The organism is Pseudomonas sp. S2_B07 (assembly GCF_054668435.1).
Map to the genome: position 1 here is coordinate 3,958,423 of NZ_CP162769.1, position 17,267 is coordinate 3,975,689.

15 protein-coding genes are annotated in these 17,267 nt (G+C 61.5%); 11 read left to right on the top strand and 4 right to left on the bottom strand.

Annotated elements, in window-relative coordinates:
* Window positions 1-28: 28 nt before the first annotated feature.
* The gene (gene rpiA, locus AB4N43_RS18190) at window positions 29-703 is read right to left on the bottom strand and encodes a ribose-5-phosphate isomerase RpiA (RefSeq protein ID WP_027926507.1); all 675 of its coding nucleotides are present in this window, start codon (window positions 701-703) and stop codon (window positions 29-31) included.
* Window positions 704-1,115: 412 nt separating this feature from the next.
* On the opposite strand from rpiA, the gene ilvA reads away from it, so the two are divergent.
* Together ilvA and AB4N43_RS18200 are read left to right on the top strand one after the other, a co-directional pair.
* Entirely contained in the window at window positions 1,116-2,630 is a 1,515-nt protein-coding gene (ilvA, locus tag AB4N43_RS18195) for a threonine ammonia-lyase, biosynthetic (RefSeq protein WP_027926508.1), read from the top strand.
* A gap of 39 nt (window positions 2,631-2,669) precedes the next feature.
* A complete protein-coding gene (locus AB4N43_RS18200; RefSeq protein WP_027926509.1) occupies window positions 2,670-3,095 on the top strand; it encodes a DUF2269 domain-containing protein in 426 nt (141 codons plus the stop codon).
* Between the two features lie 121 nt (window positions 3,096-3,216).
* Here the strand turns inward: AB4N43_RS18200 and AB4N43_RS18205 are convergent, their stop codons facing one another.
* Window positions 3,217-3,873 (bottom strand): histidinol-phosphatase, encoded by a 657-nt coding sequence (locus AB4N43_RS18205; RefSeq protein ID WP_027926510.1) that lies wholly within the window; start codon window positions 3,871-3,873, stop codon window positions 3,217-3,219.
* Between the two features lie 143 nt (window positions 3,874-4,016).
* Between AB4N43_RS18205 and AB4N43_RS18210 the strand changes: the two genes are divergently transcribed.
* Both AB4N43_RS18210 and ptsP read left to right on the top strand, forming a co-directional pair.
* On the top strand, window positions 4,017-4,496 hold the full coding sequence (locus AB4N43_RS18210; RefSeq protein ID WP_007945562.1) for an RNA pyrophosphohydrolase: 480 nt from the start codon (window positions 4,017-4,019) through the stop codon (window positions 4,494-4,496).
* A 22-nt stretch (window positions 4,497-4,518) separates the two neighbouring features.
* Window positions 4,519-6,798, top strand: coding sequence for a phosphoenolpyruvate--protein phosphotransferase (ptsP, locus tag AB4N43_RS18215; RefSeq protein ID WP_027926511.1), 2,280 nt, complete (start codon window positions 4,519-4,521; stop codon window positions 6,796-6,798).
* Window positions 6,799-6,912: 114 nt separating this feature from the next.
* On the opposite strand, the gene AB4N43_RS18220 is transcribed toward ptsP, so the two are convergent.
* Window positions 6,913-7,659, bottom strand: coding sequence for an NRDE family protein (locus AB4N43_RS18220; RefSeq protein ID WP_027926512.1), 747 nt, complete (start codon window positions 7,657-7,659; stop codon window positions 6,913-6,915).
* A 123-nt stretch (window positions 7,660-7,782) separates the two neighbouring features.
* Here AB4N43_RS18220 and AB4N43_RS18225 point away from each other — a divergent pair, with 123 nt between their 5' ends.
* The 3 genes from AB4N43_RS18225 (at window position 7,783) to AB4N43_RS18235 (ending at window position 10,480) form a co-directional block, all read left to right on the top strand.
* Window positions 7,783-8,517 carry a sulfite exporter TauE/SafE family protein gene (locus AB4N43_RS18225; protein WP_460151778.1) on the top strand — a complete coding sequence of 245 codons (735 nt, stop codon included), beginning with the start codon at window positions 7,783-7,785 and terminating at the stop codon, window positions 8,515-8,517.
* Window positions 8,518-8,645: 128 nt separating this feature from the next.
* Window positions 8,646-9,458 carry a prolipoprotein diacylglyceryl transferase gene (gene lgt, locus AB4N43_RS18230; protein WP_059182002.1) on the top strand — a complete coding sequence of 271 codons (813 nt, stop codon included), beginning with the start codon at window positions 8,646-8,648 and terminating at the stop codon, window positions 9,456-9,458.
* Window positions 9,459-9,508: 50 nt separating this feature from the next.
* Window positions 9,509-10,480 carry a thymidylate synthase gene (locus tag AB4N43_RS18235; RefSeq protein WP_027926515.1) on the top strand — a complete coding sequence of 324 codons (972 nt, stop codon included), beginning with the start codon at window positions 9,509-9,511 and terminating at the stop codon, window positions 10,478-10,480.
* A 121-nt stretch (window positions 10,481-10,601) separates the two neighbouring features.
* Here the strand turns inward: AB4N43_RS18235 and cadR are convergent, their stop codons facing one another.
* Window positions 10,602-11,051, bottom strand: coding sequence for a Cd(II)/Pb(II)-responsive transcriptional regulator (gene cadR, locus AB4N43_RS18240; RefSeq protein WP_027926516.1), 450 nt, complete (start codon window positions 11,049-11,051; stop codon window positions 10,602-10,604).
* An 85-nt stretch (window positions 11,052-11,136) separates the two neighbouring features.
* On the opposite strand from cadR, the gene AB4N43_RS18245 reads away from it, so the two are divergent.
* From AB4N43_RS18245 to AB4N43_RS18260, 4 genes are all read left to right on the top strand, one after another.
* Window positions 11,137-13,398 carry a heavy metal translocating P-type ATPase gene (locus tag AB4N43_RS18245; protein WP_194940458.1) on the top strand — a complete coding sequence of 754 codons (2,262 nt, stop codon included), beginning with the start codon at window positions 11,137-11,139 and terminating at the stop codon, window positions 13,396-13,398.
* A 16-nt stretch (window positions 13,399-13,414) separates the two neighbouring features.
* Complete coding sequence (locus AB4N43_RS18250) at window positions 13,415-14,278, top strand: LysR family transcriptional regulator (protein WP_460151779.1); 864 nt, start codon at window positions 13,415-13,417, stop codon at window positions 14,276-14,278.
* A gap of 145 nt (window positions 14,279-14,423) precedes the next feature.
* A complete protein-coding gene (locus AB4N43_RS18255) occupies window positions 14,424-15,500 on the top strand; it encodes a putative 2-aminoethylphosphonate ABC transporter ATP-binding protein (protein WP_460151780.1) in 1,077 nt (358 codons plus the stop codon).
* Window positions 15,500-17,224, top strand: a complete 1,725-nt coding sequence (locus AB4N43_RS18260) for a putative 2-aminoethylphosphonate ABC transporter permease subunit (protein ID WP_460151781.1) — start codon at window positions 15,500-15,502, stop codon at window positions 17,222-17,224. The genes AB4N43_RS18255 and AB4N43_RS18260 overlap by 1 nt, the downstream gene beginning before the upstream one ends.
* The last annotated feature ends 43 nt before the right edge of the window (window positions 17,225-17,267 follow it).

Consider the following 17,267-nt stretch of genomic DNA (forward strand, 5'->3'; position numbering starts at 1 on the left):
GCTCCCACAGGTTGGCGTTGCGGCGGGCTTACTCGGCGCGCAGGGTTTTCACGCCTTCACTGGTGCCCAGCAACAGCAGGTCCGCTGGACGCGCCGCGAACAGGCCGTTGGTGACCACGCCGACAATCGCGTTGATCTGGCGTTCCAGTTCAACCGGATTGGTGATCTGCATGTTGAACACGTCGAGGATGATGTTGCCGTTGTCGGTCAGCACGCCTTCGCGGTAAACCGGGTCGCCGCCCAGTTTCACCAGCTCGCGGGCCACGTGGCTGCGGGCCATCGGGATCACTTCGACCGGCAGCGGGAACTCACCGAGCACCGGCACCAGTTTGCTGGCGTCGGCGATGCAGATGAAAGTCTTGGCCACGGCCGCGACAATCTTCTCGCGGGTCAGGGCAGCGCCACCGCCCTTGATCAGGTTCAGGTGCGCGTCGCTTTCATCGGCGCCGTCGACGTAGAACTCCAGGTCGCTGACCGTGTTTAGCTCATACACCGGAATGCCATGGCCTTTAAGGCGGGCGGCAGTGGCTTCGGAGCTGGCGACCGCGCCGTCGAACGCGCCTTTGTGCTTGGCCAGGGCGTCGATGAAGCAGTTGGCAGTGGAGCCGGTGCCGACCCCGACGATGCTCTTGTCGTCGAGTTTCGGGAGGATGAAGTCGACGGCGGCCTGAGCCACTGCCTGTTTGAGTTGATCCTGGGTCATGCGGGCTCCGAAAGCGGGCAGGGGGAAACGGAAAGGCCGGCATTATAGCCCCATGCGGGGTTAAAACCTCTTGATTCGTGTGGTCGCCCGGCCGAAAGCCGGGTTAGACTCCGAGGGTCTGTTGACGTTTGGTGGTGGGCCGCGTTGTGCGCCAAATTGCGCGAGGCAAGGCGCGGGATGCCGCCCATGGTCGTTCCCTTGGCAAATCCCGCAACGCAGCCTCGCGCAATTTGGCGCACAACCCGAAGGGACGGTGCCAATTTTGCGCAGGGCTGCGTTGCTCGGAACTTATTTGGAACAACCAAACTGCGTTCCTCGCGCCTTGCCCTGCGCAAAATTGGCCTCCGTCGCGGCCCGCCACCAAACGTCAACAGACCCTAACCCTGCCCAGCCCGCTCAGTGATGCTTTCCGATGCTCGAACAGTACGTCAAAAAGATCCTCACCTCGCGCGTTTATGACGTTGCCGTAGAAACCCCATTGCAGACTGCCCGCCAGCTCTCCGAGCGGCTGGGCAACAGTGTCTGGCTCAAGCGCGAAGACTTGCAGCCGGTGTTCTCGTTCAAGATTCGTGGCGCTTACAACAAGCTGACCCAGTTGACCGATGAAGAGCGTGCTCGCGGCGTGGTCACGGCGTCGGCGGGCAACCATGCGCAAGGCCTGGCCCTGGCGGCGAAAGTGTTGGGCGTGAAAGCCACCATCGTCATGCCCAAGACCACCCCGGAAATCAAAGTCGAAGGCGTGCGTTCGCGCGGCGGCAAAGTGGTGCTGCACGGGGATTCGTTCCCGGAAGCCCTGGCCTACTCGCTGAAACTGGTCGACGAAAAAGGCTACGTCTATATCCACCCGTACGACGATCCCCACACCATTGCCGGGCAGGGCACCGTGGCGATGGAGATTCTGCGCCAACACCCTGGCCGTCTCGACGCTATTTTCGTTCCGGTCGGTGGCGGCGGCCTGATCGCCGGCATCGCGGCGTACGTGAAATACCTGCGCCCGGAAATCAAGATCATCGGTGTCGAGCCAGACGACTCCAATTGCCTGCAAGCGGCGATGGCGGCCGGCGAGCGCGTGGTATTGCCGACCGTGGGCATCTTCGCCGACGGCGTGGCGGTGGCGCAGATCGGCCAGCACACTTTCGACATCTGCAAAGACTATGTCGATGACGTGATCACGGTCAGTACCGATGAGATCTGCGCGGCGATCAAGGATATCTACGACGATACCCGCTCGATCACCGAGCCGGCCGGCGCGTTGGGTGTGGCGGGAATCAAGAAATACGTCGAGCAGAACGGCGTCACCGGCCACACTTTCGTGGCCATCGACTCCGGCGCCAACGTCAACTTCGACCGTTTGCGCCACGTCGCCGAACGCGCCGAACTGGGCGAGGGCCGTGAAGCGATCATCGCCGTGACCATCCCCGAGAAACCGGGCAGCTTCAAGGCGTTCTGCGAAGCCATCGGCAAGCGCCAGATCACCGAATTCAACTACCGCTACAACACCGGCAGCGAAGCGCACATTTTCGTGGGCGTGCAGACGCACCCGGAAACCGATCCGCGCAGTGCGCTGCTGGCGAGCCTGACCGAGCAGGGCTTCCCGGTGCTGGACCTGACTGACAACGAACTGGCCAAGTTGCACATCCGTCACATGGTCGGTGGTCGTGCGGCGCAGGTGGTCGACGAAGTGATCCTGCGCTTCGAATTTCCGGAGCGTCCGGGTGCGCTGTTCAACTTCCTCAACAAGCTGGGCGGGCGCTGGAACATCTCGATGTTCCACTACCGCAACCACGGCGCGGCGGACGGTCGAGTGGTCGCGGGCCTGCAAGTACCGCACGACGAGCGTCATCTGGTACCGGCGGCGCTGGAAGAAATCGGTTACCCGTACTGGGACGAAAGCGATAACCCGGCCTATAAGCTGTTTCTGGGCTGAGCGGCTACGCTGATGGGCAGGTCATAAGGAAATCGGACAATGGAAACGTTAACTGCCCTGAAAGTGGCGCACATGGTTGCAACGGTGGTGTTGCTGATCAGTGCGCTGGGCTTGGGGATCTGGGTTTTTATCGCGCGACGCAAAGGTGACGCGACGGCCGGCAGCCGCACCCTGCAACGGCCACGGGTGTTCATCTGGTTGTTGATGGGCCTGGCGCTGTTGAGCATGCCGTTCACCGGCTGGGGGATGGTGCATCTGGTGGGCTGGCCGTTGGGGCAGACGTGGTTGTTGGCGTCGAGTGTGCTTTACACCGTGGCGGCGTTGGCGTGGTTTTGGCTGTTGGTGCGGCTTAACAAGCTGCGCAAGACGCCGGGAGGGGTGGGGAGATTTACCTTTGCCTTGGCGTTGTTCAGTTTTGTCTGCTTTGTCGCCATTGCGGGGTTGATGGGTGCCAAGCCTGTTTAAGGGTAGAGACTGAGTCGACCCAATCGCGGGCAAGCCCGCTCCCACAGGGTTCACTGCTGTAAATGCTTTCTATGTCACGCAGCAGAACCTTGTGGGAGCGGGCTTGCCCGCGATGGCGATTTCAATCGCGCAACGAAATCACCGGCCATCCACGCTTCTCGGCCTCGGCGCGCAAATTCGGATCCGGATCCACCGCGACCGGATTCGTTACCTGCTCCAGCAACGATAAATCATTCATCGAGTCGCTATAGAAATAGCTGTCTTCCAACGAATGCCCGGTTTCTTCCAGCCAACGAGTCAACCGCGTCACCTTGCCTTCGCGAAAGCACGGCACATCGGTGCTACGCCCGGTATAACGGCCATCGACCATCTCGCACTCGGTGGCGATCAGGGTTTCAACCCCCAGGCGCTGGGCGATCGGCCCGGTCACGAAACGGTTGGTCGCGGTGATGATCACCAGTTTGTCCCCGGCCTCGCGGTGTCTGGCCAGCAATTCGATGGCCTGCGGCAACACGATCGGCTCGATGCAATCGCGCATGTAATCGAGGTGCCATTGATCCAGCGTGGCCATTTCGGTGCGCCCGAGCACTTCCAGGCAGAAGTTCAGGTAAGCGTCGTTATCCAGCTTGCCAGCCAGGTAATCCTGATAGAACTCGTCGTTGCGTGCCTTGTAGGCGACGGCGTCGAGAAAGCCGCGCTCGCACAGGTAATCGCCCCAGGCGTGGTCACTGTCGCCGCCCAGCAGGGTGTTGTCCAAGTCGAATAAAGCCAGACGCATTGCAGTTACTCGCTGAAAAGTCTGTAGAAAGGCGCCCAGAATACGGACTTTTCACAAGAGTGCACATAAGGTCGGTCGGCGCGTTGCTGCTTTCACAACCTTTGTGGAACAATGCGGCGACATGCGTTTGCGAGGTTGTTGCCGTGATCGACCCCGATGGTTTCCGCCCCAATGTCGGGATCATTCTCACGAATGATGCCGGACAGGTGCTATGGGCTCGCCGTATCAATCAAGATGCCTGGCAGTTTCCTCAGGGCGGGATCAACCCCCAGGAGACGCCGGAAGACGCCTTGTACCGCGAGTTGAACGAAGAAGTGGGTCTTGAGCGTGAAGATGTTGAAATTCTCGCCTGCACCCGGGGCTGGTTGCGCTATCGTTTGCCGCAACGTCTGGTCCGTACCCACAGCCAACCGCTGTGCATCGGCCAGAAACAGAAGTGGTTTCTCCTGCGCCTGATCTCCAACGAGCAGCGGGTGCGGATGGATTTGACCGGTAAACCGGAATTCGATGGCTGGCGCTGGGTCAGCTATTGGTATCCGTTGGGCCAGGTGGTGACATTCAAGCGCGAGGTGTATCGACGCGCTCTCAAAGAGCTTGCCCCGCGCCTTTTAACGCGCGACTGACGACGGAGTTCGACCCCGAGCCATGCTCAATACGCTGCGCAAGATCGTCCAGGAAGTTAACTCCGCCAAGGATCTCAAGGCGGCGTTGGGCATTATTGTATTGCGCGTCAAAGAGGCCATGGGCAGCCAGGTCTGCTCGGTCTATCTGCTTGACCCCGAGACCAACCGCTTCGTGCTGATGGCGACCGAGGGCTTGAACAAGCGCTCGATCGGCAAAGTCAGCATGGCGCCCAATGAAGGTCTGGTCGGCCTGGTCGGCACGCGTGAAGAACCGCTGAACCTCGAAAACGCCGCGGATCACCCGCGCTACCGCTACTTCGCCGAGACCGGTGAAGAGCGCTACGCCTCTTTCCTCGGGGCGCCGATCATTCACCACCGCCGCGTCGTCGGCGTGTTGGTCATCCAGCAAAAAGAACGCCGCCAGTTCGATGAAGGTGAAGAAGCCTTTCTCGTGACCATGAGCGCGCAGCTTGCCGGCGTTATTGCTCACGCCGAGGCCACCGGTTCGATCCGCGGCCTGGGCCGTCAGGGCAAAGGCATCCAGGAAGCCAAGTTCGTCGGTGTGCCGGGTTCACCGGGTGCAGCGGTCGGTACGGCGGTGGTCATGCTGCCACCGGCTGATCTGGACGTGGTGCCGGACAAGACCATCACCGACATCGACGCTGAACTGGCGTTGTTCAAGACGGCCATCGAAGGCGTGCGCGCCGACATGCGCGCGTTGTCCGCCAAATTGGCCTCGCAACTGCGCCCCGAAGAACGGGCCTTGTTCGACGTCTACCTGATGATGCTCGCCGACGAGGCGCTGGGCAGCGAAGTGACCACGGTGATCAAGACCGGCCAGTGGGCCCAGGGTGCGTTGCGCCAAGTGGTCACTGAGCACGTCAACCGTTTCGAATTGATGGACGACGCCTACCTGCGTGAGCGCGCCTCGGACGTCAAGGACCTTGGCCGGCGTTTGCTGGCGTATCTGCAGGAAGAGCGTCAGCAGAATCTGGTCTACCCGGAAAAAACCATTCTGGTCAGCGAAGAACTGACGCCGGCGATGCTCGGCGAGGTGCCGGAAGGCACGCTGGTCGGTCTGGTCTCGGTCCTCGGTTCAGGCAACTCCCACGTCGCGATCCTGGCCCGGGCAATGGGCATCCCGACGGTGATGGGCCTGGTCGACCTGCCCTATGCCAAGGTCGACGGCATCGAATTGATCGTCGATGGTAATCGCGGCGAGGTCTACACCAACCCTAGCGACGTGCTACGCAAGCAGTTCGCCGAAGTGGTGGAAGAAGAGAAGCAGCTGGCACTCGGTCTCGACTCCCTGCGCGACTTGCCGTGCGTGACCCTCGACGGTCACCGCATGCCGCTGTGGGTCAACACCGGCCTGCTGGCGGACGTGGCGCGGGCGCAGAAGCGTGGCGCGGAAGGCGTGGGTCTGTACCGCACCGAAGTGCCGTTCATGATCAACCAGAGGTTTCCGAGCGAAAAGGAGCAGTTGGCGATCTACCGCGAGCAGCTCGCCGCGTTCCATCCGCAACCGGTCACCATGCGCAGCCTGGACATTGGCGGCGACAAGGCGTTGTCGTACTTCCCGATCAAGGAGGACAACCCGTTCCTCGGCTGGCGCGGGATTCGCGTCACCCTCGATCACCCGGAAATCTTCCTGGTGCAGACCCGCGCCATGCTCAAGGCCAGCGAAGGCTTGAACAACCTGCGGATTCTGCTGCCGATGATCTCCGGCACCCACGAACTCGAAGAAGCCCTGCACCTGATTCACCGGGCCTGGGGTGAAGTCCGCGACGAAGGCACCGACGTGCCGATGCCGCCGATTGGCGTGATGATCGAGATTCCGGCGGCGGTGTACCAGACCAAGGAACTGGCGCGGCAAGTGGACTTCCTGTCGGTCGGCTCCAACGACCTGACTCAGTACCTGCTGGCCGTGGACCGCAACAACCCACGGGTGGCCGACCTTTACGACTACCTGCACCCGGCGGTGCTTCAGGCGTTGCAGAACGTGGTGCGTGATGCCCATGCCGAAGGCAAGCCGGTAAGCATCTGTGGTGAGATGGCCGGTGATCCGGCAGCAGCGGTGCTGTTGATGGCGATGGGCTTCGACAGCCTGTCGATGAACGCCACCAACTTGCCGAAAGTGAAGTGGATGCTGCGTCAGATCAACCTGAGCAAGGCCAAGGATTTGCTCGCAGAGCTGATGACCATCGACAACCCGCAAGTTATCCACAGCTCCCTGCAACTGGCGCTGAAGAACCTTGGGTTGGCGAAGATGATCAATCCGGCTTCAGTGAAGACCCTCTAAAACTTGGCTGGCTCCATCGCGAGCAGGCTCACTCCTACATTGGAACTGTGACCGACGCACATCCAGTGTAGGAGTGAGCCTGCTCGCGATAGGGTCAGTCCTCACAACACACAACTAAAGCCTGATCTCCACTTCCCCCAGATGCCCCCCATACGGCCCGAAACTCCTTTCGACCATATGTCGCGTCCCATCCGCCTGAACAATCAACGCCGTACTCGCCCGCGTCCCATAACTCTGGCTGGCTATAAATACACTCGACAACAACGTCTCGGTCGCCAGCCCGACCCCGGTGTCCGGCAGTTCGGTAAACGGCGCCGTCTGCGCATCCCCCAACAATGCCAGCAACGCCTGGGGTTGCGGGTCTGCCAAGACTTCTTCCAGTGCCGCCCGGGCCTTGAGCAGTTTTGGCCATGGCGTATCGAGCCCGGCGTTCGACAATCCGTAAACACCCGGGGGCAGCATCACCGCCTCAGATTCCCGCGCATTGAAGTGCCACAGCTCGTTGGTATTGCCGATCAGCAGATTAAACCCGGCATATTCGATGTAACGTCGGACAACATCGCTCAAATAGTCATCAATCGAGCGGTCACCCAACAGAAACCCCGCCACCAGTTCACCGCGGGATTTACGCGATGGCGGCTGATGCGGATCACGAATATTGGTCAGTGCCGCAAAGCGCCCATTGGCGCCAATACCCAGCCAGGTGCCGCCGGCTTCCTGGTCTCGGCCGGCGTAAACGTTGGGCGCTTCGGGCCACTGCGCCAGAGGCAGGCTAGGGCGGGCATAGAATTCGTCGCGGTTGGCCGCCACGATCAGCGGCTGGGCGTGGCCAGGCCGCCAGGCGAAGACAATCAGGCACATAAGGTGGTCCTTGTGTGTTTTTTGCTCACTCTACGCAGTCCTCGCCCGTCGTTCCATCGCCTTGCGCAGTGGAGCGTTGCCCCCTCCATCCGTTACCATGCCCCCTTCTTCGGGGATGCATCCATGGAATTTCTGCTTTACCTGGCGCTGGGCGCCTGCGCAGGCGTGCTGGCCGGGCTGTTCGGGGTCGGCGGCGGGATCATCATCGTCCCCGTGTTGGTCTTCAGTTTCACCTTGCAGGGCTTTGACGCATCGATCCTGACCCACCTGGCGGTCGGCACGTCCCTGGCGACGATTATCTTTACCTCGGTCAACGCCGTACGCGAACACCATCGTCGTGGCGCGGTGCGTTGGCCGATTTTCGTCTGGATGACCGTCGGCATTCTGATGGGCGCCGGTTTCGGCGCGCTGACCGCCGAAGCGATCTCCGGCCCGAACCTGCAGAAGATCATCGGCGTGTTCGCCCTGGTCATCGCCGCGCAACTGGCGCTGGACGTTAAAACTAAGGCCAGCCGAACGGTGCCGGGCAAACTCGGTCTGACCCTGGCCGGTAGCGTGATTGGCTGGGCCTCAGCGATTTTCGGGATTGGCGGCGGCTCCTTGACCGTGCCGTTCCTGACCTGGCGCAGTGTACCGATGCAGCAAGCCGTGGCCACATCGTCGGCCTGTGGTCTGCCGATCGCCTTGGCCAGTGCATTAAGTTTCATGATTCTGGGGTGGCACGATCCATTGCTGCCGGCCCATAGTCTCGGTTTTGTGTACTTGCCGGCGCTGCTGGGGATCGCCCTGACCAGCATGGTGTTCGCCCGTATCGGCGCGCGACTGGCCCACAGGCTGTCGCCGAAGTTGCTGAAATGACTGTTTGCCGCTTTGCTGTTCTGCGTGGGCCTGAGCTTTCTGCTCTGACACGTTTCGCAATCCTGGCTTAATCCTGAGGTGGCAGCGTCACCCGGGAATTTTGGTTTCAACTCTAACGAGGAGTCGCAATGCTGCCTTACCCGCAGATCGACCCGGTGGCCCTGGCCATCGGTCCGCTGAAAATCCACTGGTACGGCTTGATGTACCTGATCGGCATTGGCGGCGCCTGGCTGCTGGCGTCCCGCCGGTTGAACCGGTTCGACCCGACCTGGACCAAGGAGAAACTCTCCGACATGGTCTTCTGGATGTCGATGGGCGTCATTGTCGGCGGCCGTTTGGGGTATGTGCTGTTCTACGATCTGCACGCCTACCTGGCCAACCCGACGCTGATTTTCGAAGTGTGGAAGGGCGGCATGTCGTTCCATGGCGGTTTCATTGGCGTGATGCTGGCGGCGTTGTGGTTTGGCAAGAAGAACAACAAGTCGTTCTTCCAGCTGATGGACTTCGTTGCACCCATGGTGCCGATCGGCCTGGGCGCCGGGCGTATCGGCAACTTCATCAACGCGGAGTTGTGGGGCAAGCCGACCGACGTGCCATGGGCGATGATCTTCCCGCCGTTCAGCGATCCGTCGCAGTTGCCGCGCCATCCGTCGCAGCTGTACCAGTTCGCGCTGGAAGGCGTCGCGCTGTTCCTGATCCTGTGGCTGTTCTCGCGCAAGCCGCGGCCGACCATGGCGGTATCGGGGATGTTCGCGCTGTTCTACGGCATCTTCCGGTTCATCGTCGAATTCGTCCGCGTACCGGACGCGCAACTGGGCTATCTGGCCTGGAACTGGCTGACCATGGGTCAGGTGCTCTGCGTGCCGATGATCGTCGGTGGTCTGTTCCTGATCTGGTTGGCGTATCACCGCGCCCCGGCGACCCCAGCGGCAGCCGTATAAATTCGAACCCCGGGGGCGACGGCCTCCGGGTTCAAGGACACAGGTAACTCATGAAGCAATATCTCGAACTGGTCGCCCACGTCATCAAGAACGGCACCAAGCAAGCCAACCGTACGGGCGTGAACACCATCAGCTTTCCGGGCGCGATGCTGCGTTACGACCTGAAAGAAGGGTTCCCGGCGATCACCACGCGCAAGATGGCCTTCAAATCGGCCATCGGCGAGATGTGCGGTTTCCTGCGTGGCGTGAACAACGCCGCCGAATTCCGTGCACTGGGCTGCAAGGTCTGGGACCAGAACGCCAACGAAAACGCGCAGTGGCTGGCCAACCCGTTCCGCCAGGGCGACGACGACCTCGGCGAGATCTACGGCGTGCAATGGCGTAAATGGCCGGCGTACAAGCAGATCCCGGTCAGCAACCAGGCCGCCATCGAGCAGACTCTGAGTCAGGGCTACCGCCAGATCGCGGAGGGTGAAGAAGACGGCCAGGCCTACGTGGTGCTGTACAAGGCGATCGACCAGATCCGCCAGTGCGTCGACACCATCATCAAGGACCCGGGCAGCCGCCGCATCCTGTTCCACGGCTGGAACGTTGCCCAGCTCGATGAAATGGCCCTGCCGCCGTGCCACCTGTTGTACCAGTTCCACCCGAATGTCGAGACCAGGGAAATCTCCCTGACCCTCTACATCCGCTCCAACGACCTGGGCCTGGGCACACCGTTCAACCTCACCGAGGGCGCCGCGCTGCTGAGCCTGATCGGTCGCCTGACCGGGTATACGCCGCGCTGGTTCACCTATTTCATTGGTGATGCGCACGTCTACGAAAACCACCTGGACATGCTGAATGAACAGCTCAAGCGCGAGCCGTTCCCGATGCCGAAACTGGTGATCAGTGATCGTGTACCGGAGTTTGCCAAGACTGGCGTGTATCAGCCGGAATGGCTGGAGTTGATCGAGCCGGGCGATTTCTCGCTTGAGGGGTATCAGCACCACGCGCCAATGACCGCGCCAATGGCGGTCTAAGCCTTAACACATAACCCTGTGGGAGCGGGCTTGCCCGCGAAAGCGGTTTGTCAGTCACATCAACGTTGGATGTGCCGCCGTCATCGCGGGCAAGCCCGCTCCCACAGGTTTTAGGGGGGCTTTAATGCCCGTGGCTTCTCCCGACATGAGAATGCTCAACCTCCGTCGCCACAACCCCGCCACTCACTTCCAACCGCTGCAAAATCCCGCACTGATCAATCTCCGGCCCTTCGCCACAGCGTTGGCGCAGGTCGAGCAGTTGTGTCTGCAATGCCAATAACCCATCAATCCGCGCCTTGACGTGGTGAATGTGCTCATCGATCAGCGCATTCACGCTTTCACACTGATCCTGCGGGCTGTCGCGCAAGGCCAGCAGGCTGCGGATCTCTTCGAGGGTCATGTCGAGGGTGCGGCAGTTGCGGATGAAGGTCAGGCGTTCGGCGTGGGCCTGGGTGTAGACGCGGTAGTTGCCGTCGCTGCGGGCCGGTTCCGGCAGCAGGTTTTCGCGCTCGTAATAGCGGATGGTTTCGACGGCGCAGTCGGTGAGTTTGGCCAGTTCTCCGATCTTCATGACGGCAATCTCCAAATGGGTGCTTGACCCTATAGTGGCTACAGGGTCTTTACTTGGCAACAGGCACCTTCATGGACGCGACCCGATGAGCGATTCCCGACACACCCACACACACGAGGCTGGGCACGATCACAGCCACAAACTGCAGCCTGTGCAGAAACATGAGCATGGCGGGCACGGTGATTCCTGCTGTTCCGCCAAAGTGGCGGCGCCATCGCTGATCAAGTTGAGCGAAACGCCAACCGCCGGTGCGCGGCTGAGCAGCTTCCGCATCGACGCCATGGACTGCCCGACCGAGCAGACGCTGATCCAGAACAAACTGGGCAAGCTTGCGGGTGTGCAACAGCTGGAATTCAACCTGATCAATCGGGTCTTGGGCGTGACCCATGACCTGCCGAGCACTGCGCCGATCATCGAGGCGATCAAGTCGCTGGGCATGGTGGCCGAACCGCTGGAGCAGGGCGTCGAAGCGCCAGCGCCGATCCCCGAGAAAAAGCACTGGTGGCCTCTGGCACTGTCCGGCGTGGGGGCGCTGGCGGCAGAAGTGATCCACTTCACTAGCGCCGCGCCGGACTGGGTGGTGGCGATCATCGCGCTGATTTCGATCCTCAGTGGCGGCCTCACCACTTACAAGAAAGGCTGGATCGCGCTCAAGAACCTCAACCTGAACATCAACGCGTTGATGAGCATCGCGGTCACCGGCGCGATCCTGATCGGGCAATGGCCGGAAGCGGCGATGGTGATGTTCCTGTTCACCGTGGCCGAGTTGATCGAAGCCAAATCGCTGGACCGGGCGCGTAACGCCATTGGCGGCTTGATGCAGATGACCCCGGAACAGGCGACGGTGCAGCAAGCCGACGGCAGCTGGGTCACGCAAGAGGTCAAAACCATCGAGCTCGGTGCGCGAGTGCGGGTGCGTCCCGGCGAGCGGATTGGCCTGGACGGCGAAGTCGTGTCGGGCAGTTCGACCATCGATCAGGCGCCGATCACGGGCGAAAGCCTGCCGGTGGAGAAGACCGTCGGCGACAAAGTCTTCGCCGGCACCATCAATCAGGCGGGGTCTCTGGAATATGCGGTGACCGCAGCGGCCAACAACTCGACGCTGGCGCGCATTATCCACGCCGTCGAACAGGCTCAGGGTGCCCGGGCGCCGACCCAGCGTTTCGTCGACCAGTTTTCCAAAATCTACACCCCGGCGGTCTTCATTCTTGCTCTGGCGGTCGCGGTCATTCCGCCGCTGTTCATGGGCGCCGTCTGGTTTGACTGGATCTATCGCGCGCTGGTGTTGCTGGTGGTGGCTTGCCCATGCGCGTTGGTGATTTCCACTCCGGTGACCATCGTCAGCGGCCTCGCGGCGGCGGCGCGCAAAGGGATTCTGGTCAAGGGCGGCGTCTATCTGGAGGGCGGTTACAAGCTCGATTACTTGGCCTTGGACAAGACCGGCACGATTACCCATGGCAAACCGGTGCAGACCGATTATTTGTCGCTTGAGCCCACCGCAGACGCCACTGCCCCGGCGATTGCCGCAGCGCTGGCCGGTCGCTCGGATCACCCGGTGTCGCTGGCCATTGCCAACGCGGCTGCCGATAAACAATTTGCGCCGCTGATTGTGGATAACTTCGAAGCGCTGGCCGGTCGCGGTGTGAAGGGGCAAGTCAACGGCCAGACCTACCACTTGGGCAATCATCGTCTGGTCGAAGAGCTGGGCCTGTGCTCGCCGCAACTGGAAGAAAAACTGTTCGCGCTGGAGAAGCAGGGCAAGTCCGTGGTGCTGCTGCTCGACCCGTCCGGTCCGCTGGCGCTGTTCGCCGTGGCCGACACCGTTAAAGAGAGCAGCCGTGAAGCGATCCGCCAGTTGCATGAGCTGGGCGTGAAAACCCTGATGCTCACCGGCGATAACGTCCACACCGCGCAGGCGATTGCCGCACAAGTCGGTATCGACGAGGCCAAGGGCGACCTGCTGCCGACCGATAAACTGCAAGCCATCGAAGCCCTTTATGCACAGGGCCATAACGTCGGCATGGTCGGCGACGGCATCAACGACGCGCCGGCGCTGGCCCGGGCCGAGATCGGCTTTGCCATGGCGGCGGCCGGTACCGATACCGCCATCGAGACCGCTGATGTCGCCTTGATGGACGACGATTTGCGCAAGATTCCGGCGTTCATCCGCTTGTCGCGCCAGACCTCCAGCATCCTGAAACAGAACATCGCCCTCGCTTTGGTCATCAAGGCGATCTTTCTTGGGGTAACCTTCGCCGGGATCGCTACCATGTGGATGGCGGTGTTCGCCGACATGGGCGTGAGCCTGTTGGTGGTGTTCAATGGTTTGCGCCTGTTGCGCAAATAAGCGATGAGGAGCGGGTGTGCTGAGTGCCGAGCTGAAGGCGTTTTACATGGTGGCCCGCCTGGGCAGCATTACCCTGGCGGCGAAGAAGCTTGGCCTGAGCCAGCCCACGGTGACGACGCAGATCCGCCATCTGGAAAGTCAGTACTCGGTTGAACTGTTCTACCGTGGCGGCCGCCGCCTCAGCGTCAGCGAAGAAGGCGCGCGGCTGCTGCCGATGGTCAAGGCATTGTTGCAGCAGGAAGCCGACATCGAGTTTTTCCTGCGCAACAGTGGTCAGGTCCAGGGCACGTTGCGCATCGCGGCCACGGCGCCGTATTACATCCTTGATCTGGTGAAGGCCTTTCGCGAGCGCCTGCCGCAAGTGGAAGTGTCGGTGGAAATCGGCAATTCCCAACAAGTGCTCGAAGCGCTGGAGGACTACCGGGTGGATGTCGCGGCGTCCTCGCAATTGCTCGACGATGCGCGGTTGATTCACCGGGTGCTGGGCAGCGATCCGTTGGTGTTGGCGGTGCATCGCAATCATCCGCTGGCGGTTCACGACCATGTGCCGCTGAGCGCATTGGCCGGGCATACGTTGTTGATGCGCGAATCGGGCTCGACCACTCGGCGTCTGACTGAAGAGTTACTGGCCAGCGCCGGGGTGAGTTTCGGGCCGCTGCTGGAGATTGGCAGCCGTGAATCGATCCGGGAGGCGGTGCTGCGCAACATCGGCATCAGCATCATTGCCCGGCAGGAAGTGCCGCACGATCCGCAACTGCGGGTGCTGACCATCGAGAATGCGCCGCAGATTCCCGAGTACCTGTATTGCCTCAAGGAGCGCAAAGGCGCGCGGCTGCCAGCGGCGTTTCTCGGGTTGGCGCAGGAAATGGCACCTGCCTGATGATCGTTTCCCACGCAGAGTGTGGGAACGATCGACGGTGAACCAAAATCCCTGAATACCACTATCAGCCATTTTTGCCTCACTGCCACATGACGGACGCATTGCATCCCTAGGATGGCCTTCATCTGCTTGATGAGGCCTGTCCATGAACCACTCGATCGTAACTGCCCTGATCAACCCCGGCGCCCCGATGACGGTGCGCGGCGTACAGAAACGCTTCGGCGCCTTTACTGCGCTGGATAACGTTTCCCTCGACGTGGCGGCCGGCGAACTGGTGTGTCTGCTGGGCCCGTCGGGTTGTGGCAAAACCACCTTGCTGCGCTGCATCGCCGGCCTGGAAAAACAGGACAGCGGCGAGTTGTACCTCGGTGATCGCGACGTTTCCCACTTGGCCCCCCAGGCGCGGGACTACGGCATTCTGTTCCAGTCCTACGCATTGTTCCCCAATCTCACCGTCGAAGCGAACATTGCCTACGGCCTCGCCGGCAGCGGTCGCGACGAAGTGCGCAAGCGTGTCGGTCAGATGCTGGAACTGGTCGGCCTGATCGGCAGCGAGAAAAAGTACCCCGGCCAATTGTCCGGCGGCCAACAGCAACGCGTCGCCCTGGCTCGGGCCCTGGCGCCGGCGCCTTCGTTATTGCTGTTGGACGAACCGATGTCGGCACTCGACGCCCGGGTTCGCGAGCACCTGTGCACCGAACTGCGCCAATTGCAGCGCAACCTCGGCATCACCACCCTGATGGTCACGCACAATCAGGACGAAGCCATGCTGATGGCCGACCGCATCGCCGTGATGAACAACGGCAAGGTCGAGCAGTACGCCACGCCGCAGGAAATCTACGACCGTCCGGCCACGCCGTTTGTGGCGGAGTTCGTCGGCCAGGGTAACTGGCTGCCGTTTCGCCGCAGCAGTGACAGCCACGCCCAGGTCGGCGGGCTGAACATGCGCCTGGCCGATGGCAGCGCAAAAACTGCGTCGGGCCGTTTGTTCTGCCGCCCGGAGGCGATCAACGTCAACCCGCTGGTGCATGAAGAAAACCTGTTCCCGGCCAAGGTTCGCGAGATTACTTTCCTCGGCAACCGCTGCCGCATGAGCTTCGAACTCGACCAATTGCCGGGCCATCCGTTGCTCGCCGAACTGGCACCGGAAGCCATGCCGCGCCTCGGCGCCCAGCAGATCATGGTTGCCTTGCCGCCGCGCAGCCTGCAGGTGTTTGCCTGATGAGCGCGAACATCGCGCTGCCGATACCGCACAAGCAGGTTCGGCAGACCTCCCGTGCCGAAATCGGCGACCGGGTGTTCGTGGTCGGCGGCAAAGTCCTGTTGCTGGTATTGCTCGGCGTCGCGGTGTTGATGCCGTTGCTTGCGATCTTCTGGCGCGGCTTCAGCTCCGAAGCCGGGCAGGGCGGTGGTCTGGTGGCCGCACGGGAGTTGGTCACCAGCGAAAATTTTCACTGGCTGTTGGGTAATAGCCTCAAGGTTTCCCTCAGCGTCGCGGCGATTGTCGTACCGCTGGCCTATCTGTTTGCCTACGCCCTGCAACGCACATTGATTCCCGGCAAAGGCATCTGGCGTGGGATTTCGCTGCTGCCGTTGATGGCGCCGTCGATGCTGCCTGGTATTGCACTGGTCTATCTGTTCGGCAACCAGGGCATGTTGCGTGGTTTGCTCTCGGACAACATCTACGGCTTCTGGGGCATTGTGCTCGGCGAGGTCATCTACACCTTCCCACACGCCTTGATGATCCTGCTGTCGGCGCTGTCCCTGGCGGATGCGCGACTGTTCGATGCTGCCTCCAGCATGGGTGCGAGTCCGGCAAAAGCTTTCCGCAGCATTACCTGGCCGGCGACGCGTCAGGCTGTGTTCGCCGCGTTCTGCCTGGTGTTTACGTTGACCATCACCGACTTCGGCGTGCCTGTGGTGGTCGGTGGCGACTACCAGGTGCTGGCGCTGGAAGCCTATAAAGCGGTGGTCGGCCAGCAGCAGTTCGGTCGCGGCGCGTTGATCGGCATGGTCCTGCTGTTGCCGGCGCTGTTCAGCTTCGGCGTCGATGCGTGGTTGCGTCGACGTCAGGGCGACTCCATGAGCGGGCGTGCGCAAGTCTTCAAACCCGCGCCATCGAAACTGCGCGACGGCTGCTACCTGGGCATCGTGTTGCTGATCAGCGCGGCGTTGCTGTTGGTGTTCGGCATGGCGATCTTCTCTTCGCTGGTCAAATTCTGGCCGTACAACCTGTCGCTCTCGCTCAACCACTACCAGTTCAACGACACGGCGGGTGGCGGCTGGCTGGCGTATAGCAACAGCGTGAAGATGGCGTTGTGCACGGCGTTGATCGGCAGCGTGCTGATCTTCACCGGCGCTTACCTGATGGAAAAAACCAAGGGCCAGCGCGGACTGAATCTCACCTTGCGCATGCTCAGTTTCGTACCGATGGCGGTGCCGGGACTGGTGCTGGGCCTGGGTTACGTCTTCTTCTTCAACCTCACCGGCAACCCGCTGCATGTGCTTTACGGGACCATGACCTTGCTGGTGGTCTGCACCATTGCTCACTATTTGACCACCGCGCAGATGACCGCCACCACCGCACTGCGTCAGCTCGACGCCGAGTTTGAAGCCGCCGCGCTGTCGCTCAAGGCGCCGCTGTATCGACACTACCTGCGCGTCACCGTGCCGATCTGCCTGCCGGCGCTGCTGGACATCGTGCGCTACCTGTTCGTCTCGGCCATGACCACTGTCTCGGCGGCGATCTTCCTCTACAGCCCTGACACCATCCTCGCGGCGGTGGCGGTGCTGAACATGGACGACGCCGGCAACGTCGGCGGCGCGGCGGCGATGTCGACCCTGATTCTGTTCACCTCGGCGGGTGTGTCGCTGATGCTGGCCTGGGCCTCGCGCGGTTTGCTGCGCCGTTCCCAAGCCTGGCGGCAGACCGCGCCTGGCCACTGATTCTGCCCGTGACTCAACCCTCAAGCCTCAACTCAAAAAACAG